The 20,936-nt window shown below is 48.4% G+C and carries 14 protein-coding genes and 1 other annotated feature; of the genes, 12 read left to right on the plus strand and 2 right to left on the minus strand.

All coding sequences use genetic code 11. From position 1 onward, the window contains the following. The first annotated feature begins 160 nt into the window (after positions 1–160). Positions 161–5,653: a chitobiase/beta-hexosaminidase C-terminal domain-containing protein gene (locus PMI05_RS21190; protein WP_007726071.1), complete on the plus strand. Its 5,493-nt coding sequence runs from the start codon at positions 161–163 to the stop codon at positions 5,651–5,653. 58 nt (positions 5,654–5,711) lie between these two features. On the opposite strand, the gene trpS is transcribed toward PMI05_RS21190, so the two are convergent. Then, on the minus strand, positions 5,712–6,698 hold the full coding sequence (gene trpS, locus PMI05_RS21195) for a tryptophan--tRNA ligase (RefSeq protein WP_007726073.1): 987 nt from the start codon (positions 6,696–6,698) through the stop codon (positions 5,712–5,714). Positions 6,699–6,768: 70 nt separating this feature from the next. Then, positions 6,769–7,045: a binding site (T-box leader), on the minus strand. Positions 7,046–7,176: 131 nt separating this feature from the next. Between trpS and PMI05_RS21200 the strand changes: the two genes are divergently transcribed. The 9 genes from PMI05_RS21200 (at position 7,177) to PMI05_RS21240 (ending at position 18,746) form a co-directional block, all read left to right on the plus strand. Beyond that, entirely contained in the window at positions 7,177–7,767 is a 591-nt protein-coding gene (locus tag PMI05_RS21200) for a TetR/AcrR family transcriptional regulator (RefSeq protein ID WP_039961129.1), read from the plus strand. 15 nt (positions 7,768–7,782) lie between these two features. Then, entirely contained in the window at positions 7,783–8,319 is a 537-nt protein-coding gene (locus PMI05_RS21205; RefSeq protein ID WP_007726078.1) for an HXXEE domain-containing protein, read from the plus strand. Between the two features lie 92 nt (positions 8,320–8,411). Then, on the plus strand, positions 8,412–9,740 hold the full coding sequence (locus PMI05_RS21210) for a hypothetical protein (RefSeq protein WP_007726080.1): 1,329 nt from the start codon (positions 8,412–8,414) through the stop codon (positions 9,738–9,740). 151 nt (positions 9,741–9,891) lie between these two features. Next, positions 9,892–11,478, plus strand: coding sequence for a M4 family metallopeptidase (locus PMI05_RS21215; RefSeq protein WP_007726082.1), 1,587 nt, complete (start codon positions 9,892–9,894; stop codon positions 11,476–11,478). A gap of 135 nt (positions 11,479–11,613) precedes the next feature. Next, complete coding sequence (locus PMI05_RS21220) at positions 11,614–12,567, plus strand: aminoglycoside phosphotransferase family protein (protein WP_007726083.1); 954 nt, start codon at positions 11,614–11,616, stop codon at positions 12,565–12,567. A 435-nt stretch (positions 12,568–13,002) separates the two neighbouring features. Beyond that, positions 13,003–13,701 (plus strand): class I SAM-dependent methyltransferase, encoded by a 699-nt coding sequence (locus PMI05_RS21225; protein ID WP_007726086.1) that lies wholly within the window; start codon positions 13,003–13,005, stop codon positions 13,699–13,701. A 137-nt stretch (positions 13,702–13,838) separates the two neighbouring features. Beyond that, a complete protein-coding gene (locus PMI05_RS21230; RefSeq protein ID WP_007726087.1) occupies positions 13,839–15,062 on the plus strand; it encodes a Zn-dependent hydrolase in 1,224 nt (407 codons plus the stop codon). Between the two features lie 50 nt (positions 15,063–15,112). Continuing rightward, the gene (locus PMI05_RS21235; protein ID WP_007726089.1) at positions 15,113–16,300 is read left to right on the plus strand and encodes a M20 family metallopeptidase; all 1,188 of its coding nucleotides are present in this window, start codon (positions 15,113–15,115) and stop codon (positions 16,298–16,300) included. A gap of 379 nt (positions 16,301–16,679) precedes the next feature. Beyond that, positions 16,680–18,746 (plus strand): alkaline phosphatase family protein, encoded by a 2,067-nt coding sequence (locus PMI05_RS21240; protein WP_007726091.1) that lies wholly within the window; start codon positions 16,680–16,682, stop codon positions 18,744–18,746. 118 nt (positions 18,747–18,864) lie between these two features. Here PMI05_RS21240 and PMI05_RS21245 read toward each other — a convergent pair whose 3' ends face one another. Then, on the minus strand, positions 18,865–19,458 hold the full coding sequence (locus tag PMI05_RS21245) for a hypothetical protein (protein WP_007726093.1): 594 nt from the start codon (positions 19,456–19,458) through the stop codon (positions 18,865–18,867). Positions 19,459–19,727: 269 nt separating this feature from the next. On the opposite strand from PMI05_RS21245, the gene PMI05_RS21250 reads away from it, so the two are divergent. Continuing rightward, complete coding sequence (locus tag PMI05_RS21250) at positions 19,728–19,925, plus strand: hypothetical protein (protein WP_007726095.1); 198 nt, start codon at positions 19,728–19,730, stop codon at positions 19,923–19,925. A 133-nt stretch (positions 19,926–20,058) separates the two neighbouring features. Further along, on the plus strand, positions 20,059–20,754 hold the full coding sequence (locus PMI05_RS21255) for a metal-dependent hydrolase (protein ID WP_007726097.1): 696 nt from the start codon (positions 20,059–20,061) through the stop codon (positions 20,752–20,754). Positions 20,755–20,936 lie beyond the last annotated feature (182 nt).

Consider the following 20,936-nt stretch of genomic DNA (forward strand, 5'->3'; position numbering starts at 1 on the left):
AAAGAAAAACCGCCAAGGACGATGGAGCTTGGCGGTTTTTGTTTTTACAAGTTTAGAAGGATTATACAAACTTTACATCAAATTTACATAAGGTTCAGGTTATACGTTTACCATCTTATAGTAGTTACTTCCCAATGATGTGAGGAGGAATGATGCAAGAATGTTGAAAAAAAGAGGAATTGCCTCCCGATTGTCGAAGCTGGCGCTAATAGCCGCGGTCATGATGGGAACTGTTTTACCGACCGGGTGGATGCCACAGGCAAAAGCCGCGCGGGCTGATCATGTGGTGATCAGTGAGGTGTATGGGGGTGGGGGGAACTCTGGTGCCCTGTACAAGAATGACTTCATTGAACTGTATAACCCGACAGACACGGCTGTTTCGGTTGGAGGCTGGTCTGTGCAGTATACTTCTGCTACGGGAGGGACTTGGCAGAAGACAGATTTGACTGGAAGCATAGCTCCGTATGGCTTCTATTTGGTCCAGCAAGCAGCGGGAACAGGTGGGACGGCTGAACTCCCTCCGCCAGATGGCGTCGGGTCGATTGGGATGTCTGGGACTCAAGGAAAAGTTGCCTTGGTCAACCATACTACGCCTTTAGCTGGGACGGATGTCTCCTCCCAAACAGGTGTTGTTGATATGGTCGGATTTGGTGCGGCAACTACATACGAGGGCAGTTCACCTGCACCAGCTACTACAAACTCGACCAGCGCCCAACGCATTAGCGACGCCAGCGGTATTGTGCCGAACGGAGGAAATGGCTGGGATACCAATAACAATGGCAACGACTTTATCACAGGGGAACCTACCCCGAAAAACACGCAAAGCCCAGTAGAACCGCCGCTACCAACAGATGTGACCGAAAAGCTGAATGCCACAGAACTTATTTTTGATCATAATGATCCTATCCAAGCAACAATTCGCGGCTATGTCGGTCAAGGACGGACTATTAAGGTTTATGCGAGTCAGCCTACAGGAACAGGTAGCGACGCGCCTTTGGCACAGCAAGATTCGGATGCTTCCGGACTAATCGAGCTGACTTTTACAAATCCCGATCCAAATTCGCTGGGAGTCTATCTCACAGCAACGGAAGGGAGTAAGAAAGAAAGCGCGAGTATTGAGCTGAGGCCAGCGGTAGCCAGCACAGCTTTGATCCAGGAAAAAGTCAGCCTGCAAGCATTGAACGGTGTGGGCGAGCTGCGAGGAGAAGTAGGTGCGGCAGCAGGGAATGCGATACTGCGCGCATACGATCCGCAAAAACAACCGCTGATGCTTAGTAACAAAGAAACAGGAACGGCACAGGCAAATGGGTCATTTTCTTTTACGATTCCAAACATCGACCAGCTGGATCATATTCTCGTAACGCAGCAAACAGCTGGGGAATATGGCAAGTCGTTTGAGAGCCCGGAAGTTAGCGTTACCAAGTCAGCCGTAGGTACGACTACGATTGCTGAAGCGAGAAGCACCCCGGTAGGAACGAACGAAATTGTCGTCGGAACGGTGACGGCGATGTTTGAAGCGGGCGGACAAAACAACGTGTATTTCCAAGATGAGACGGCAGGACTCGTACTTCGTGCGCCAGGGCTGACTGGCAAAATTGAAGTGGGAGACAAGATCCGAGCTACCGGAAAAATGAGTGATTATTATGGACTGGCTCAACTCGAAGCGCTCACCAATAACGTGGAAATTGTGCAAAAGCAAGCAGGTGTGCCTAACCCGCAAATCGTGATGTCGACCGACTTTGCTGCTGCTACAGGAGAAGCGTTGGAAGGCAAGCTGGTGACTGTGAAAGTGGTTACTATCAAATCAGCATCGAGCAGCAACAATTATTTGCTGGAGGATCAGCACGGTACATTTGGGTCGCGTCCTGCTGAAACACTCCTGCTCCCTGTGGGGAAAAGCTATGCAGCTATTACAGGCGTGGTGAACTACGATCGCAATGTATACAAGCTGGTGCCGCGCACTATCGCTGATCTCGTAGAGGACGAGAATAAAGTCCCCATGGTCACAGCGAGCCCAGCAGGTCCTATGGTGACAAAAGGAACAAAAGTCACGCTCTCAACGACGATGGCTGACGCTACGATCTTCTATACGATAGATGGTTCAACGCCGAGCAGAGGAAGCATCAAGTATACAGGACCGATCCAGATTGACGCGGATACGACCCTTTCAGCCATGGCTGTCAAGGATGGTTACACAGACAGCAATGTAGCGAACTTCCGTTACATGATTCAAAAAGAAAACGTTCGGATTCATGATATCCAAGGAACGTCGCACCGATCAGAGATGGCCGATGGAACGGTGAATAATGTTCCGGGAATCGTAACGGCTATCGTCAGAAGCGGAAGCAATGTACAAGGCTTTTATATGCAAGACCCGCAACCGGACGCAGATCCATTTACTTCCGAAGGCATTTACGTTTATGAGCAAAAAGCAGCGGTCAACCCTGGCGATGAAGTAACCGTCAGCGGAACCGTTAAGGAATACGTGCCATCGAACAGAGCGGGTACAGACCTCACCCAGACGCAAATTGATGCGATCTCGTACGCAGTTGTCAAGCCAGGCCAATCACTCCCAGACCCACTCATCCTGGGCAAAGACAATTACAAATATCCGGAAGGGATCATCGACAACGATAGCCTTGGCAAATTCGATCCGGATCAAGACGGCATCGACTTCTGGGAAAGTCTCGAAGGCATGCTGGTGCAGATCGACAATCCAATCGTCGTTGGCGAAACCAAGACGTTTACCAATCCACGTGCAACGGAATTTGTCGTCATCGATGATCAAGCCCATCCGAGTCAGCCGCGTACACCAGCTGGCGGAGTGGTGTTAGAGGCCAATGATTTTCATCCTGAACGCATCACGGTATCTGACAAACTCGAAAAGATAGACGGAGAGGTAAAAGTCGGCGACAAATTTGACGGACCACTGGTAGGCATCATTGACTACGGATTTGCGAATTACAAGCTGTTCCATACAAGACCATTTACGGTACAGGCAAGTCATTATGAGCCGCCAGTAACGAGTATTTCCCCAAAAGACGATAAGCTGACAATAGCTACGTACAACATCGAGAATTTCTCGGCAAAGACCGATTCTGCCAAAATCAATCGCATCGCCGAGACGATCGTGGACAACATGAAGGGGCCGGATATTATCGGTGTGGTGGAAATGCAGGACGACAATGGGCCAACAGACAATGGGCAAACAGATGCTACACAGTCTGCGGACGCATTGATCAAAGCAATTGAAAACAAAAACGGCCCGACTTACCGATACACCGATATTGCACCACAGAACAATCAGGATGGTGGACAGCCAGGAGGAAACATTCGCGTCGGGTTCTTCTACAACCCAGAACGGGTACAGCTGGCAGCAGGAACGCCAGGAGGCGCGACTGATGCGGTGCAGATAGAGACACGAGATGGTGTAGCGCATTTGTCACACAATCCAGGGCGGATAGATCCGACAAACGCGGCGTTTGCTTCGAGCCGCAAGCCGTTGGCAGCGGAATTCATTTTCCAAGGAGAGCCTGTCATTGTCATTGCCAACCATTTCAACTCCAAGGGTGGGGATCAAGCGCTGTTTGGAAAAGATCAGCCGCCACAGCTGGTGAGTGAAGTACAACGAATGAAAATTGCCCGTGTGTTAAATAACTTTGTAAAAGAAATCCATGCGGCGGAAGCGAAAGCAAATGTTGTAGTGCTGGGCGATCTCAACGATTTCCCGTTTTCGAATCCAGTGAAGGAATTGGCAGATGGCGTTTTGACCAATATGGTGGAGAAACTGCCGAAGGGTGAGCAGTATACGTACGTGTACCAAGGGAACTCTCAAGTCTTGGATCAAATTTTGGTCAGCAACCATCTAAAGGACGACACGAAGGTTGATATCGTTCACATCAACGCTGGCTTGACCGAGAGTGTGGGACGTGTGAGTGATCATAATCCTGTCCTTGTACAATTGGACTTGAAGGATCACGGCACGCCCGAAAAAACAGCACAAGAAGTGGCAGAAAGCATCACGCAGCTTACTCAGCCAGCAGCGGGTGAGACGCGCTTGAAGCTACCAGAAGTACCTACAGGCTTTACCATCACGATCAAGTCGTCTAGTGATACAGCAGTCATTGCGCTGGACGGTAAAATTACGCCTCCAAATCGCCAGACGAATGTAGACCTGATTTTGGAGGTCACACGAACATCCGACCAATCGACAGCAGTGACCAAAGCATTGACCGTGCAGGTTCCAGCCAAGCCGGACTCACCACCGCCAGTTACACCACCGGACAGAACACCGACACCAGACTCGCAACGAGAGTTGAACAAGCAAGCAGCTCAAGTCATCTCCGCAAGTAGCGAGGAGAACGCCATTTTAGGACAGGTGGATCAAGTACTCAGCCATCTGGAAAAACTTCTGGATGCCGAGCAATGGACGCCGACTGAGAAATGGGAGACAGTCACCGATACGATCACGACTGTACTCGAGGCAGTGGCCGAGCAGGCTGAGCGAGGAACCATCAATGAAGAGACACTCCAAGATGTGACGAAGAGCTTTTTGGACAAAGCATTTGACCCGCTTACAGAAAAGGGCATCAAAGATGAAGAGATTGCCCGCCTGGCACTTGCCTCCTTGACGAGCTTGGCGAAAACAGCGCTGGAGCCGCTCGATGAAAAGGATATTTCCAAAGAGGTAGCCAAGCATGTTCGTACACTGGCAGAAGAGCTTTTGAAAAAGCTTGGCACTGTCGTCATTGAAGATGGGGATGAGATCAAGGCAGATGACGAACAAGTAGATGAACTTCTAGACGTACTCGGGGAATTCATGAAGGCAATCGAAGCAGTGAAAGACAAGATTGGCTTTGCTCCGGTGCTGTTCATTCAAGTGGAAGAAAGCGATGACGATGCGAGCGACACGCGTTCTCGCAAGGGAGAATCAGCTGATCGGACAGTGACCCTGGAACAGAAGCTGGTAGAACAATTGAAGGAAAAAGAGGTAGGCATTCGCGTAACCTTGGACAGCGAAGCATGGGTAGAGGTGCCTAGCGCATACTTTTCCGCTCAGCGTGCAAGAGAGTTTGCCCTCTCCCTGACGGAAGCAAATGGGGACGGGTGGAAAGGTGTACCGAACCCTGGCGAAGCCTATCAATTGCAAGTGTGGAGCAACGGCAAAAAAGTGACAAATCTCGGCAAGACAGGCTTTACACTTGGTCTGCCAGTCGCCGATGACGCAAGCGAAAAGCTCCAGGCGTATTCGTACCGGAGCAATATGTGGAGAGCAGCTATTGGACTTAAGGGAAAAGCGATCCAGGTGACGAAAGAAGACGATCTGGGGAGCTTTACCGTAGCGACGGCGGCCACTTATGTCGTCGGTGAGAGTGCCCTGAAAAGAATCGAGATCGATCCGAAATCGCTCAAGCTAGCCCAGGGCGAGGAAGCACAGCTCAAGGTGATGGCGATTCTCGGTAATGATGCGGAAGAAGACGTTACCGAAGCGGAGGGTATCGAGTTCACATCCAGCAAGCCCGAACAGGTAGAGGTTGATGAGACGGGGCGTATTCTTGTCTTGGATGATGCCAAACCAAGAACAAGAGTGACCATCACGATCAGCTACGCTGGCAAGACAGCGAAGGTAACTGTCACGGTTAAGAGCAATTGACGAAAAGAAAACGGGTTGGGAGATAGCTTCCCAGCCCGTTTTTTGTTGTGGAAATGGATTAGATACGTGCCATCCCCATCACTTTTTCAACCTTGTGCAGCATCTCGTTCGCGACCTTATTCGCTTTGTCTGCCCCGGCAGTCAGGATATCATCCAGCTCAGAGGAGTGGAACAGCTGCTCGAAGCGTTCTTGAATCGGACGGAGTGTTTCTACGACAACTTCTGCCAGCTCGGTTTTGAATGCGCCGTAGCCCTTGCCCTCGTACATCGCTTCGATCTCATCCAGTGTTTTTCCGGAGCAGAGGGAGTAGATGGTCATGAGGTTAGAGACAGCAGGCTTTTCAGCTTTGTCATAACGCACAATGCTGTCGGAATCCGTTTGCGCGCGCTTGATTTTTTTCGTGATGGTGTCCGCATCATCCAGCATGGAGATGAAGGCGCCTTGGTTTGGATCGGATTTGCTCATTTTCTTGGTGCCTTCAGCAAGGGACATGATGCGTGCACCAGTCTCCGGCAGGCGAACCTCTGGAATGGTGAAAATGTCGCCATAACGGTTGTTAAAACGAGCGGCTAAATCACGAGTCAGCTCCAGATGCTGCTTTTGGTCCTCGCCGACAGGGACGAAATCAGTGCCGTACAGCAAAATATCAGCAGCCATCAATGGAGGATAAGCCAGCAGACCGCCTGGAATGGATTCGCCGCGTCCATCGGATTTGTCCTTGAATTGGGTCATGCGCTCCAATTCACCCAAGTAAGAGGTACACAGCATGATCCAGCCGAGCTTGGCATGGGCCGGTACTTCCGATTGGACGAATAGCGTCATTTTGTTCGGATCAAGGCCAACGGACAAATAGAGAGCTGCGAGACGACGGATGTTTTCGCGCAGGACAGCAGGCTCCTGTGGAACCGTGATCGCATGCTGGTCTACGATGCAGTAAAAGCAGTTGAACTGATCTTGAAGCGGAACGAAGTGCTTCATTGCGCCCAAGTAGTTGCCGAGTGTCATAATGCCGCTCGGTTGAATGCCGGAAAAGATGGTTTTCATGGGAAAGCTGCTCCTTTCAATCGTGAAATATGAATGTCCGAATTAAATACAAAAAGGTCCATCCGCCCTGGACAGGGACGAATGAACCGTGGTGCCACCCTTGTTATTTCACGCAAGGAATCATCCATACGCAAAATCTCTTTGATCCGTACCGTTCTGTGTAAAACAGCTTGATACGGTGTCCATTGTAACGTACGGACGTAACGCCAAAGCCTACTGCCGCCATGAGAGCGGGTTCGGTTTGGAGCTCGGAAGCCCATTCATCATTTCCTTAACACTGATTCGCACCAACCATCAGCTCTCTGAAGTCTCGAAAAATGACTACTCTTCTTCCTCATTGCCATCAAATGATACCCTTTGAGCAAACATTTTACATAGAGTGGAATAAAAAAGCAAGTAGGTCTTGACAAGAAAATCCAAAAGTTGTAAAAATAACTCAATAGTTATATAACTGATGAGTTACTTTTGGGGTGAGAAAATGACCAATGACAAATTGTCGAAAGGGGAGTTGAGTCGCAGTCGGTTGCTTGCGGCGGCAGCTTCTGAGTTCGCAGCAAAAGGCTTTCATCGTACACGGGTGAGTGACATCGTGAAAGCAGCAGGCCTGACACAGGCGTCGTTTTACCAGTATTTCGACAGCAAGGAAGGCTTGTACCAGCAGTTGACGGACACATTCGTCACCAAGCTATGGGAATTGGCGGATAGCGGTCAAAAGGTAACGGCCTTGACGAACGCAGATGTTTTCCATCAGGTACGGGAGAATCTGCTCGTTTTGTTCCGATTTTTTCAGGAGCAGCCTGACTTGACCCGGATCGTGCTATATCAGGCAGAAGAGGGCGAAGAACTGCTTCGTAAGCTGGCTTCAATTGTTGCTGTCAACTTGCGACAAAATCAGACTGCCGGGCACGTCCGTGTTGAGTTGTCTGTGGATGTGACGGCAGAGGCAATGATCGCAGTCGTAGACCGTATGACGACGCGGTATTTGCTGACGGGTGAGAAAACAGCGGAGCAGCTTGCAGACGACGCGGTATCTTTTTTGGCATATGGAATTTTGCAGGCAAACGAATAGGAAGAGGGTGCTTGTATGCTGGAGCTGTCCCATCTGATTTGGCTGTTTTTGGTCGTTTTCATGTTTCATGATTTCGAGGAGATCGTGATGGTAGAAGGTTGGGTGCGAGCAAAAAAAGACATCATTAGACAGACTGTGCCAGAACGGCTTATGAAGATAATAGAGCCTTCACTTTCGATGAACACGGCGCAATTTGCGGTCGCAGTCTCTTGTGTTTTCGCGGTTTTATCGGCAGCGGTCATCCTGACGGTCACGACACTTTCGGCTGGAACGTACCTCCCGTTTTTTCTGGTTTGTTTGCACGTGATGTTTCTCCATGTGTTCATGCATGTTGGTCATGCAGTTGTCCTTCGCATGTATACACCTGGTGTCGTGACGGCTGTGGCATTGGTTTTACCGTATAGTTTGTACACGTATGATCGATTGCTAGAGGCTGGGCTTGTGACGTGGTCGTTGCTATGGAGCACGTTGCCGTTCAGCTTGTTGATCATACCTGTTTTGTACGTGGCACACCGGGTTGGGGAGGTAGCAGGTAAAGTGATCCCCCGATGAGAAAAAGAAAAGGAGTATGATATCCTAGTAAAGGGTGTTCAAAAAGTCGTTTATGGATCACAGAAGCAGTCCACGAGTAGGAAGAGATTGGTGTGAAAGAGGGAATTTTGTTGAAGCTGCGACTAGGCGTAATAGGCGCGGATGATTCACTTGCCATCATCGAATCAGTCATGCGAGAGTTTCCCGAAATTGAATACTTGCCGATTGTTTATTGGAAAGAAGAAGAAATCCTCGAACTGATCTTGCCGCATGTGGATGAGGTGGATATGTGGCTTTTCTCTGGACAGGTCCCTTATGCCATGGTGAGCGAGTCAGGCAAGGTCCAAGTGCCGATGGCTTATGTGCCTCATCTCGGTGCGAGCTTGTACAGAACCTTGCTTCATCTGTCCCATCAATTGGGAATCCGGGTGGATGAAGTGAGCTTTGATACATTTTCACCAGAAGAACTGGAGCATTTTATGGACGAAGCGGGCATCGCTGGTGGCTACAAATGGCTCAAGCATTACGAGGGAGCGATCTCAGCCGATGAACTGGCCGATTACCACGAACAGCTTTGGAGGGCAGGCAAGACAAAGGTGGCTGTCACCTGCTTGCGGACAGCAGATGTAGAGCTGGCACGGAGAGGTGTCCCTGTACATCGGGTCGTACCGACACGTGCAGGCGTGATTTCGGTAATTCACATGCTTTTGCGTACGCACGAAATGCTTCACTTCAAAGATACCCAAATTGCCGTGCAGATGATGGAGATCGATCCATTTCGCGAGCTTGCCGGTGGCAACTTTTCCACGGATGAATGGCAAAATGCCGAGATCAAGACGATGGAAAAGCTATTGCGCTACGCGAAGCATTTGCAAGGCTCACTGAAGACAGCAGGTCCCGGACGCTACGTCATTTTTACAACGCGGGGGAACCTGCAAGAAGTGACCAGTGACTATACGACCATGCCGGATTTGGAAGAGCTGTTTGGCATTCGCTCTGATCTGGTGACGTGCGGAATTGGGATCGGCAAGACCGCTTATGAAGCAGAAATCCACGGTGGCGCGGCTTTGCTGCACGCCAAAGAGCGCGGGACAGGCAACTGGATGGTCTTCTTTGATGACAAAAGCGTCGTAGGACCGCTTGGTCGTGATGAACAGATCACCTATCGGTACGACTCAGAAAAGCTGCAAGAGCTCAGCCAGCTTACCTCTTTAAGTGTCATGACGCTCGCCAAGCTTTACTCCGTACTCAAAAAGCGAGGCTCTCAGGAAATTCATGCGACAGAATTAGCTTCATATCTACAAATTCTGCCACGAAGCGCCAGACGAATCCTGATTGAACTGGAGTCAAAGGGACTAGCGCAGGTGATCAGAGAAGAAAACCCACACCCGCGGGGCAGACCGCGAAAGGTGTATCGGATCGTATGGCAATCGCAATTGTAATAAATTTACCAATTAATCATTTCTTTCGGGAAATGATTTTTTTGTCGTTAAAAAATTGTTCTCAAATTCACATTTATGACAAATAATAAGAGATGTAAACAACTATGAACTTACATAAAAAACAATATTTTCCAAGGAGGAGTTAACAAGTATGAAAAAATCGGTTTTTGCAGTAACACTCAGCTTCGCATTAGGTACTTCTACCTTCCTGCCGCTTGCTGCGCAGGCAGAATCCGAAAGCATCGTCTATAGCGCTGAGTGGGATACCCCCGAATTTATCGGAGAAGAGTTCGAGGCAGAAGATCTGGATGGCGAAGACAAAGTTTGGGGATTCCTGGAGCAGCACCAAGACTCCTTCCGCATTGATGGAGATGTGAAAGATCACTTTAAAGTGCTAGATGAAGTGACAGACAAAGAGACAGACATGACTCACTACCGCGTACAAGAAATGTACGAGGGCATCCCGGTCTATGGGTATCAGCAGACGATTCACGTAAACGAGGATGGAAATGTAACGGCATTCCTCGGAAACTACGCGCCTGACCTGTCAAACAATGATAAGCTGACGAAAAAACCAAAACTGAAGGCAGATAAGGCAGTCAAAGAGGCCATCAAGGATTTGGAAGATGAGATTGACAAAGAAGTGGAGAAGTTCGAGGTGAAGCCAAAAGGGAACCTCTATATCTACATCCACGAAGATGAATCGTATTTGGCTTACGAAGTGGAGCTGAATTTCCTCGATCCGCAGCCAGGGCGTTGGAAGTATTTCATCGATGCAAATTCTGGTGACGTGATCAACAAATACAATATGCTCCATGAGATTACAGGGACTGGTACAGGGGTACTTGGTGACTCTAAGTCCTTCGAAGTAACGAAAGTAAGCAATACAAACTACACGGCGAAAGATACGACGCGCGGTAAGGGAATTGAGACGTACAATGCACGGAACAGATATACCCTCCCAGGCACTCTTGGCTCTGATACTGATAACAAATGGACAGATGGTGCACTTGTAGACGCCCATGCCTATGCACAGAAAACCTACGATTACTACAAAAACGCACATAACCGCAACAGCTATGACAACAATGGTGCGAAAATGATTTCTACTGTCCATTACGGTAGCAACTACAACAACGCATTCTGGAACGGCGTGCAAATGGTATACGGGGATGGAGATGGCAGCGTATTCCGCCCATTGTCTGCTGGCTTGGATGTCGTCGCACATGAATTAACACATGCCGTTACAGAAAAAACAGCCAATCTGATCTATCAAAATGAGTCTGGTGCTTTAAATGAATCCATCTCTGACATCTTCGGGGCAATGATTGACGACGATGATTGGCTGATGGGTGAAGATGTATACACACCAGGAACGCCTGGAGACGCACTGCGCTCTCTCGAAGATCCGACAGTGGCTGGCGATCCTGACCACTATAGCGATCGCTACACGGGTCCAAATGACAACGGAGGCGTGCACATTAACAGCGGTATCAACAACAAAGCGGCATATCTCCTCGCAGAGGGTGGTTCACACCACGGTGTAACGGTCACAGGCATTGGTCGCAATGACACAGCAAAAATCTACTACTACGCCCTAACAAACTACCTCAATCCAAACTCTAATTTCTCCGCTATGCGACAAGCAGCTATTCAATCCGCAACAGTTCTTTTCGGTGCTAATTCCCAACAAGTAGAATCTGTAAGAGATGCGTATGATGCAATTGGAGTGCAATAATCAAATAAAGTATTTTGTGACACGAAATACTTGTCGTACTATTTGAAAAATTGCTTTGCTCCTATTGTGGGGCAAGGCAATTTTTTGTATGTTGGTGGTTAACCGTGTGTATATGAAGTTAGAAAGGAGTACCTCATGGATCATTTCAAAACCATATTGAGACACCACTATGATATAGACGCTAGCGATGTTTTCCCTCAACAAGGAGGATGGTCGGCGCTTGCTTATAAAGTCAACAGCGACCAGCAGTCCTATTTCTTGAAGGTCTATGAAAAAAGCAGAGCATCTACGCCCAAGTGGACAGCACTGATCGATAAGTATGTTCCCATTATCCAGTGGCTATCACGTCAGACTAGACTACAAGGCAAACTTCCAGTTCCGCTACTGACTAGAAACGCAGCATATAAACATGAAGACGACATGGGCATCTATCAACTGTTTGCATATATTGAGGGGAAAACCATTGGGAGCCAAGTGTTAAACTCGATGCAAGTTGGCCAGCTAGCAGAAATCATAGCGGAGTTGCATTTATACGGGGAAGAAATCCCGGTCAGTACGGCTGCAATCAAGGAAGACTTCCGTATCCCATTTGCCGAGCAGTTTAGAGAAATGCTGAACGAAAATATCCACAGCCTGCCGGATGATGTGAGTGAAATCATCAAACTTTTTGCCAGCATACTGGCTACTCGCATGAATGATTTGGAGATGATTGCCGAGGAATTGCGAGGCAGTGAGGTAAAAATGAAGCTTTGCCATACGGACATTCACAACTGGAACCTGATGCAATCTGGTCAGCAGCTCATTCTCATAGACTGGGAAGGATTGAAGCTGGCTCCGGTTGAAGCCGATCTGATGTTTTTGGTAGATCAGTCTTTTTTTGAGGAGTTTATGGCTACTTATTTGAAGACACATACAAATTATGTGGTTAATCGACAAGCGCTGGAATTCTATCAAATCCGACGTAGGTTGGAAGATATATGTGAACTACTAGAGCAGCTCTTGTTTGATGAGCAAGAGGAACAGGACCGAGTAGAGACGATCCGGCATTTGGAAATGGAATTAAGTAAGGTTGATAGGAGGTTAACATGATCGACGTTACCTATCTGGAAAGATTATTCCTAAATAGAAGGGAAGATCTACATCTCAGATTGGGTGATTGAGACGTACTTACATTCGCCTACTGAATATATTAGGCAAACTGCCGCGGAAGCATTGGAGGAAAATCTCCATAAGGAAAATGAAGAAGAATGTTGGAGTCTGTGGTGCTTCTTGACAGGTTGTACCGAGATGGTTATTATGGATATCTAAAGTCTCTGATATGGGCGTATCCCCAGACACTTTCGAGAATCTTTATGAAACTAGTAAAAGTAGGGCTGAACAAGTCGGCTTCAGGCGCTAACGGAGTCCTTGTAATTGTCTAGAACAGCGCTAATTCTTTCGAAAATTACAGATATTATATATCTATAAAGATCCCGTAATGAAATGCTTTTCGTGTATCTCGTAATGAAACAATGGAGGTTACTTATGAAAGAAGAAATTACATTCAACTCCAAAATGGTTCTTGCGTACGATGCTAACACGCGAATCTCGATTCCCACCTATGATCTTATATTCACGATGGTCCAATCCTATTTTCGAGCTCAATTGGATGAAAAAGCGGCATCATTGCTCGTCGTTGGTGCGGGCGGGGGAAATGAACTTTCTGCATGGGGACCGTACAACTCGAAATGGACGTTCACCGGAGTCGATCCTTCTGCCGAGATGCTTGCAATGGCGAAAAATAAAGCCGTTCAACTGGGTTTGGAAAGCCGCGTCCAACTCATTCAGGGAACGATTGACGATGTTCGTCATTCAGACTCGAAGTACGATGCGGCGAGTTGTATCTTGGTTCTGCACTTCATTCATGATGAACAAGAGAAGCTGAAGCTGCTCAGGGCCATTAAGAAGCATTTGAAACCGGGGGCTCCCTTCGTACTCGTGAGTGCGTACGGAGACCTCTATGATGCCGAACTTCGAAACAGATTAAACATATGGAAAAGCTTTTTTTTGGATGTGGGATATGAATCAGCGAAAGTAGAAGAGATGGGTAATACCATCCTAACAAAAGCTTCTTTTATATCTGAATCTAAAATCGAACAGCTATTGAGAGAAGCTGGCTTTACGAATATTGGCAGGTTTCATTCTACGGGACTTTTTGGGGGATGGATTTGCCATGCGGAATGAATGGCGGCGGCAGTCTAGGACTTTATCTTGGAGTCCATGGCTGTCGCCTTTTCAAAATAGACAGACTATTATACAATTAAGGACATAACCGTTAATCAACCGTTATTGGCTCTACATAGAAGGAGGAGTGGCGCGTCATGATCAATTCGGATCGATTGTGGGATCGATTGGGACAGCTTGGCAACATTGGGAAGCAAGAGGCGGGCGGCATCACGCGGTTGTCTTTTACGCCTGAGGAACGGGCGGCAAAAGATCTCGTCACAGGCTTTATGAAGGAAGCAGGTCTCACCGTTCGCGAAGATGAGGTTGGGAACTTGATTGGGCGAAAAGAAGGGAAAAATCCGGCCGCTCCTGTCGTTTTGGTTGGCTCGCATATCGACTCCGTACCAAATGGCGGCGATTATGACGGTCCACTTGGCGTACTGGCTGGCGTAGAAGTTTTACAGACGATGCAGGAACAGGGGATCGAAACAGAGCATCCGATCGAAGTCATCGCGTTCACGGATGAAGAAGGAACGCGTTTTGGTTACGGGATGATCGGCAGTCGCGGTATCGCGGGTCTGATCAAGCGTGACGAGCTGGAACAAGCAGACAAGAATGGGGTCACGATTGCTGAAGCAATGCGGCAAACGGGGCTTGATCCGGACCGCACCAGTCTCGCCGCGAGAACTCCCGGAAGTGTGAAAGCGTATGTGGAGCTACATATCGAGCAAGGCAAGGTACTGGAGAGCCGTGGGCTATCTGTCGGGATCGTGACAGGAGTGGCGGGCCCGCTCTGGTTGAATTTCGTGCTAGAGGGAGAAGCCGGTCATGCCGGGGCAACGCCGATGAATTTGCGCCGTGATCCGATGGCAGCCGCCGCTCAAGTGATGCTTGCCATCGAGGAAGAAGCCGGACGGACAGGAACCAGCGTAGGGACGGTTGGACGGCTGCAAGCTTTCCCAGGCGGAGTGAATGTCATTCCTGGACGAGTGGAGTTTTCGCTTGACTTGCGCGACGTGGACGAAGCAATCCGCGATGAAGTGGAACAGCGCATTTACGAACGGGCAAAAGCGATCTGTGCTGAGCGCAATGTGACGTTGAAAGTAGAGCTGCTGCAACGCATAGCTCCTGCTGTATGCTCGGACGATATCCAGAATGCTGTAGCCGAAGCGTGTGAGGCAGAAGGCTTGGAAGCATTTAGACTGCCGAGTGGGGCAGGGCATGATTGCATGCAGCTAGTTGAGCTGTGCCCGGTTGGTATGATTTTCGCTCGATCCAAGGATGGCATTAGCCACAACCCGGCTGAGTTCACGACAAAAGAGGATTGTGCGAACGGAGCGCAAGTACTCTACCGCACCGTTTTATCCTTAGCAAAATAGGACTAAGAGATAGTAAGTGGGGGAGCCACGTAAATCAGGAGGAGAGCGGCATGACAGCAACGGCAGTGGTAACGCTTAATAAGGCGGTCGAAGACATCAAGGATCAGGTAATCGCGTGGAGACGGTATTTGCACGAGAACCCTGAATTATCCTTCCATGAAGAAAAAACAGCTCAGTTTGTATACGAGACACTGCTTACCTTTGGAAATCTGGAAGTGTCCAGACCGACGAAAAACAGTGTGATGGCCAGATTGATCGGTTCCCAGCCTGGGAAAGTGCTCGCCATGCGCGCTGACATGGACGCATTGCCGATTACGGAAGAGAATACGTTTGAATTCGTATCGAAAAATCCTGGCGTCATGCATGCGTGCGGACACGACGGACATACTTCCATGCTGCTCGGAACGGCAAAGCTGCTGTCCGGGATGAAGGATCAGATCAAGGGAGAGGTTCGTTTCTTCTTTCAGCACGCGGAGGAAGTATACCCAGGCGGAGCGGAGGAAATGGTTCAGGCAGGTGTCATGGACGGCGTAGATATGGTGATTGGTACGCATCTGTGGTCGACGATGGAATTTGGGACAGTGGGTATCTGCCCAGGTCCAATGATGGCAGCTCCAGATACATTCTGGATCACCGTTCTTGGAAAAGGCGGACATGCGGCGCTCCCGCATGAAACGATCGACAGCATCGCGATTGCGGCACAAGTGGTGACCAATCTCCAGCACGTCGTATCCCGCAATGCGGATCCGCTCGATAATCTGGTTCTCTCTGTCACACAATTTGTGGGGGGAACGACACATAACGTCATTCCGGGTGCTGTAGAGATTTGCGGGACAGTCCGCAGCTTTGACAAAAATCTGCGCGAGTCCGTTCCAGGACTCATGGAACGCGTGATCAAAGGCATTACAGAAGCACATGGCGCGGGGTACAAGTTCAAGTACGAATTTGGCTATCGCCCGGTTATCAACGATGCCGAAGTGACGAAATTGATGGAAGAGGTCGTCGAAGAATCATTGGGAGCAGAATGGGTAGAGCATATGCGTCCAACCATGGGTGGCGAGGATTTCTCCGCCTTCCAGCAAAAAGCGCCAGGCTGCTTCTTCTACGTCGCTGCCGGAAACAAAGAAAAAGGCATCACATATCCGCACCACCATCCACGCTTTACGATCGACGAGGATGCGCTCGAAGTCGGCGTAAAAATGTTCGTCAACGCGGCGAGAAAAATCGTGATGGAATAGGCAAAATGAAAATGGTAGCGATCATTCTCCATTCATAATCCAAAAGTAAGGCAGCTTGTCAATGTGGCAAGCTGCTTTTTTGCGTTTATCTCCCAAAAGAGCCCACTAATCTGGGACTCAGGTTGTGGTACGTAATGTGTGTTTGGTTGTGTTTGTGGTTGTAAAACTGTGTATTTAATTTGTAATTCATTGTTTTTTCTTTTGATTTTAATAAACCCTCAACACTGTAGCTATAAAATGAATGCAAACAGACCTGAATTCTTTCTAAGTGTTAGGGATCGGGGCAGAACAGGGAGGCTTGATCATTACGTAAACAAGTGATGAAGCAAATCAAGGCGATGAAAAGAAAATGAATTGAGATCCGAGGAGGAGAGACACCATGAAAAAAATTCTGAACCAAAAAGGACTTGCTGCCCTTTTAACAGCTACAACTCTCGTTACCGGTGGAGTCATCGTACAAGCTCCATTTCTGAATTCGTCAGTTTATGCGGCGGCAGAGGCGGCGAAAGAACTCTCATCTGAAAAGCAACTCTATCGTTTCCTGTTTGAGAATAGCATAGAGGATAGCTCAGAATCTCACCATCCTGTGCAAGTGTCCGGAACACCAACGTTCGTGGAAGGACGTGTAGGATTGGGGAAATCCATTCATTTCCAGTCAACTTCAAAAGACAATGCAACCTGGATAGATTTAGGTGAAAATGACGAGATGAAGTTTGGGGAAACACAAGATTTCACCATTGCCTTCTGGGTGAAATCTCCTGGCGTTGATGCTGATCCTGGCATTATCTCCAATAAAAACTGGTCAAGTGGTGGTAACGTGGGGTGGTTTATCGGATTGCAAGGTTCTACGTTAAAGTGGAATTGGCGCACATCCGATAGCCCCCGTCTCGATGCAACGATTCCAAACATTGCGGATAATGCATGGCACTATGTCGTCGTTTCTCATGATCGGGATGAACTGGCAACGATCTACGTCGACGGTAAAGTAGCAAAAACAATCGATATCAGCCAATCCAAGGGAACAATCGACACTAGCTTCACTACCAAGATTGGAGTAGATGGCGCTGGAAACCATTTTGGAAGCCGCTATGACGTGCAGTTGGACCAGTTGCAGATTCTGAGTCGCACCGTTACAGATAAAGAAGTAGCTGATAGTTACGCAAGTGCTCCGAAAATTCGAGTGAAGAGCGTTTCATTGGATCAGAAGGAGCTCGAATTGAAAGCTGGAGCCACGATGCCAGTTACAATTGTGATCTCCCCGAAAGAAGCATCCGTTCAGGATGTCAGATGGAGTTCCAACAACAAAGAGGTCGCGAAGGTCGAAATGGTAAATGGACGCCCAACTGTTATAGCAGGCAAGCCGGGCAAAGCAAAAATCACAGTGAAAACTGTCGATGGAGGCAAAACGGCGAAAGCTGAAGTAACCGTTACGAATTCGATTGACGTATCGGGAGACGGCCTCCTAACCGAGGAAGATTTGAACGTCATCTTGAAAAACCAGCGAAGCCGCGCTGGTGACTGGCGTTGGGAAAAAGCGCAACACGCGGATATTAACAATGACAATAAAGTGGACAAAGCCGATGTGGAGATGATGAAAGAAAAGCTGTCTCCTTATGAGAACGATTTCCTTTACAGACGTGTCGTGGTTATCGGCATCGATGGTGCAGGGAATGCAGTCAAAGATCCGGAAGCAAAAGCGACGAATATCTTGAAACTGATCGAAGAAGGTGCAGGAACATTTGAAGCCAAAGCAGAGCTGCCCACGATCAGTGCGCAAAACTGGGGATCTATCCTGCACGGCGTCACTCCTGACAAGCATCAATTGACAAACGATATCGTAGCGGCTACTCCTTATCCGGAGAAAAACGCGTATCCTTCCTATTTGAAGCTGTTGAAACAAGAGCGTCCTAAGCTCCAGCAAGCTTCCTTCGCTACATGGAGCCCGATCAATATCGGTATCATTGAAGATTCAGCAGGTTCTTACAAGCAAAACAGCGGGTCGGATGAAGAGACTGCGAAAAAAGTAGTCAATTATATCAAAAAAGAGGGTGAAAATACTCGTAACATTTTCGTTCATTTAGATGAAGTGGACGGGGCTGGTCACAATCATGGCTATTTCACACCGGCATTTTATAAGAAGCTCCAAAAAGCAGATGAGTATGTAGGTAATATTCTCGAGGCAATTGAAGAGGAAGGCTTGATGGAGGATAGCCTGATTATCGTTACGACTGACCACGGTGGGAAAGGAACAGGGCATGGGGGTTCTTCACCGGGAGAACAGACGATTTTCTGGGCGGCAAAAGGTGGCTCCATCACGCCTGGTACAGAGCTATCAGAGGTAGGAAACATGGACACTGCCGCCGTAGTAGCCCATGCGCTTCGGTTGGAATTTCCTGTAAATTGGGATGCTAAAATTCCAGAAGGGTTGTTTCAAGACAACAAGTAAAAAGACCCTGGCTGTTTTTAACTGATTCGAAAATTTTTAAACACTAAAAAAGTTATTCCTTATTCCACCATGGTGTAATAGGGGATAACTTTTTTCATTCTAGCAAGTGACAACATAACTAGTACAGACGAATCAGCTTTTGCCAAAAGGAAGTTTTTCTACTCGCGTCCTTGATCTTTGCCAACTCGATTTTGGCATCCATAATGTCATTCATTGCCTTGGTCAAGCGGCGATCACGTTCCTTCAGGTTGTTGGTAATATAGGTTTCCTGCTTTTCTACACGCGCTAACAGCGCTAAGTACGCGGCGTCTTGTTGCTGGACATGGGAAGCCAAGGCATACAGCTTTTCATCCAGCTCTTCAAGGGCAGCAGTATGGTTCAAAGCCGGATGTGAGGAAACAGGGGGGAATGCAACCGCAACGGCCGTTTCCTTTCGGGCAGGTTCAGGTGAGCTTTGCGTAGCAACCATTCGGGCAGCTTCATCTTGCGGAATGAGTTGATCCTTGGTTAAGCTATAGAACCGCTGAAGACACGTAATATCTACCTGCCTGTACTCCCGACGATTCTGACTATCCCGTAAAAACCAGTAGCCGTGCTGTTCTAAGAGCATGCTCCACTTGCGCAAGGTGCTCGCCCCAATACCTAACAGACCCGCAACATCTTTGCCACTGTATGTTCTTTCCCGTGCCAATAATTCGATAACCTCTCCCATGGAAATCCCTCCTCTTCAAAAGTCCGCTCATCTCTTGCTATACCGTTTCTGTATGTGAAAATGGTTTTCCTTGTGGAATCGTACGACAAAATCTCACAGTGTTCGTAAACGGAGGGCTGTTTTGGCGTCAATTTGTCACCAGACGACAAAGTTTTTGAAAATGGGGACAAATGACGGACGGGTACAAGTACATTTTCTCTTTGACTCCGCTTTTGCTCAGTAGGGCTATGCCAAATGTTCATAGGATGCATGAGAAGGAGGGATTAACCATGGCATTCAAAGATCAGGTAAAAAAATTCGAAGGCAGAAATGTTAGGGTTGCCACTGTAGAAGGTACTTTTTTCGGTCGTCTGGTACAAGTAAAATCGACCACCATTATTTTGGAAGAGCGCAATGGTAATCGTCGCACCATTATTCGTGATTCGAAAATTATTGCCGTTACAGAGCATGACGGCGACGATTGCTAGGTACTGATTGTAGAAAATTAGGATTTGTTTCTCAGGCTGTCGAGTGATCGACGGCCTTTCCTATTCTTTACACCCTGCGGCATGGTAACATAAAAGGGACTGAAAAAACGCTGCTAATAGAGGGGGTACCACTATGTTGGATATTCGGTTTCACGGACATTCTTCCGTGCAGGTAACAAGTGAAGGGCATTCGATCATGATTGATCCATTTATTTCAGGAAGCCCAGTGGCAGCAACCAAGCTGGAAGACATCTCTGTGCAATACATCCTTCTGACACATGGACACCAAGATCATATTCTGGATGCGGTAGAGTTGGCCAAGAAAAACGATGCGACAATCGTTGCAACCCATGAGCTTGCTACCTATTTGAGCTGGCAGGGAGTCAAGACCATCTCGATGAATCTGGGAGGCTCTGTCAAACTACCATTTGGAAAAGTGAAAATGACACAGGCGTTCCACAGCTCCGGTGTCGTGCTGGATGATGAGAAACAAATCGTGTACATGGGAATGCCAGGGGGCTTTGTGATCGAGCTGGGTGGAAAAACGCTCTATCACGCAGGGGATACAGGACTGTTCGGTGACATGAAGATGATCGGAGAGCGTCATAACATCGATTTGGCGTTCCTGCCGATTGGAGATGTGTTCACAATGGGACCTGAGGATGCACTCGTGGCTGCCGAGTGGGTACAAGCCGATTTTGTTGTGCCCATTCATTACGATACATTCCCGCCGATCAAACAGGATGGGGAAGCATTCGTAGCCGAGCTGGCTGAGAAAGACATCAGAGGCAAGGCATTGAAGCCAGGGGAGACATTGCGCCTGCCATAACACGATACATAGAACCGCTAATCTAAGAAAGATGAGATTAGCGGTTTTTTTATGGAGTTTCTAAGTATGTGGCTGCGGTGAGGAGAAGAATATTTCCAGTCTAGGCTCCAGGCTCCGTCCTGCCGAGGGCTAAGACTGTCCGCTCCGAAGGGATTTGCGGGGAAACGCAAAAGTGGTAGCCG

This window comes from Brevibacillus sp. BC25, from assembly GCF_000282075.1.
GTDB lineage: Bacteria > Bacillota > Bacilli > Brevibacillales > Brevibacillaceae > Brevibacillus.

What these genes read in the sequence shown, in the direction of transcription:
- PMI05_RS21220 (WP_007726083.1), top strand. Translation starts at nt 11,614, where the DNA reads ATGGATCATTTCAAAACCATATTGAGACACCACTATGATATAGACGCT.
- PMI05_RS21245 (WP_007726093.1), bottom strand. Translation starts at nt 19,458, where the DNA reads ATGGGAGAGGTTATCGAATTATTGGCACGGGAAAGAACATACAGTGGC.
- PMI05_RS21235 (WP_007726089.1), top strand. Translation starts at nt 15,113, where the DNA reads ATGACAGCAACGGCAGTGGTAACGCTTAATAAGGCGGTCGAAGACATC.
- PMI05_RS21225 (WP_007726086.1), top strand. Translation starts at nt 13,003, where the DNA reads ATGAAAGAAGAAATTACATTCAACTCCAAAATGGTTCTTGCGTACGAT.
- trpS (WP_007726073.1), bottom strand. Translation starts at nt 6,698, where the DNA reads ATGAAAACCATCTTTTCCGGCATTCAACCGAGCGGCATTATGACACTC.
- PMI05_RS21250 (WP_007726095.1), top strand. Translation starts at nt 19,728, where the DNA reads ATGGCATTCAAAGATCAGGTAAAAAAATTCGAAGGCAGAAATGTTAGG.
- PMI05_RS21200 (WP_039961129.1), top strand. Translation starts at nt 7,177, where the DNA reads ATGACCAATGACAAATTGTCGAAAGGGGAGTTGAGTCGCAGTCGGTTG.
- PMI05_RS21255 (WP_007726097.1), top strand. Translation starts at nt 20,059, where the DNA reads ATGTTGGATATTCGGTTTCACGGACATTCTTCCGTGCAGGTAACAAGT.
- PMI05_RS21190 (WP_007726071.1), top strand. Translation starts at nt 161, where the DNA reads ATGTTGAAAAAAAGAGGAATTGCCTCCCGATTGTCGAAGCTGGCGCTA.
- PMI05_RS21240 (WP_007726091.1), top strand. Translation starts at nt 16,680, where the DNA reads ATGAAAAAAATTCTGAACCAAAAAGGACTTGCTGCCCTTTTAACAGCT.
- PMI05_RS21215 (WP_007726082.1), top strand. Translation starts at nt 9,892, where the DNA reads ATGAAAAAATCGGTTTTTGCAGTAACACTCAGCTTCGCATTAGGTACT.
- PMI05_RS21205 (WP_007726078.1), top strand. Translation starts at nt 7,783, where the DNA reads ATGCTGGAGCTGTCCCATCTGATTTGGCTGTTTTTGGTCGTTTTCATG.
- PMI05_RS21230 (WP_007726087.1), top strand. Translation starts at nt 13,839, where the DNA reads ATGATCAATTCGGATCGATTGTGGGATCGATTGGGACAGCTTGGCAAC.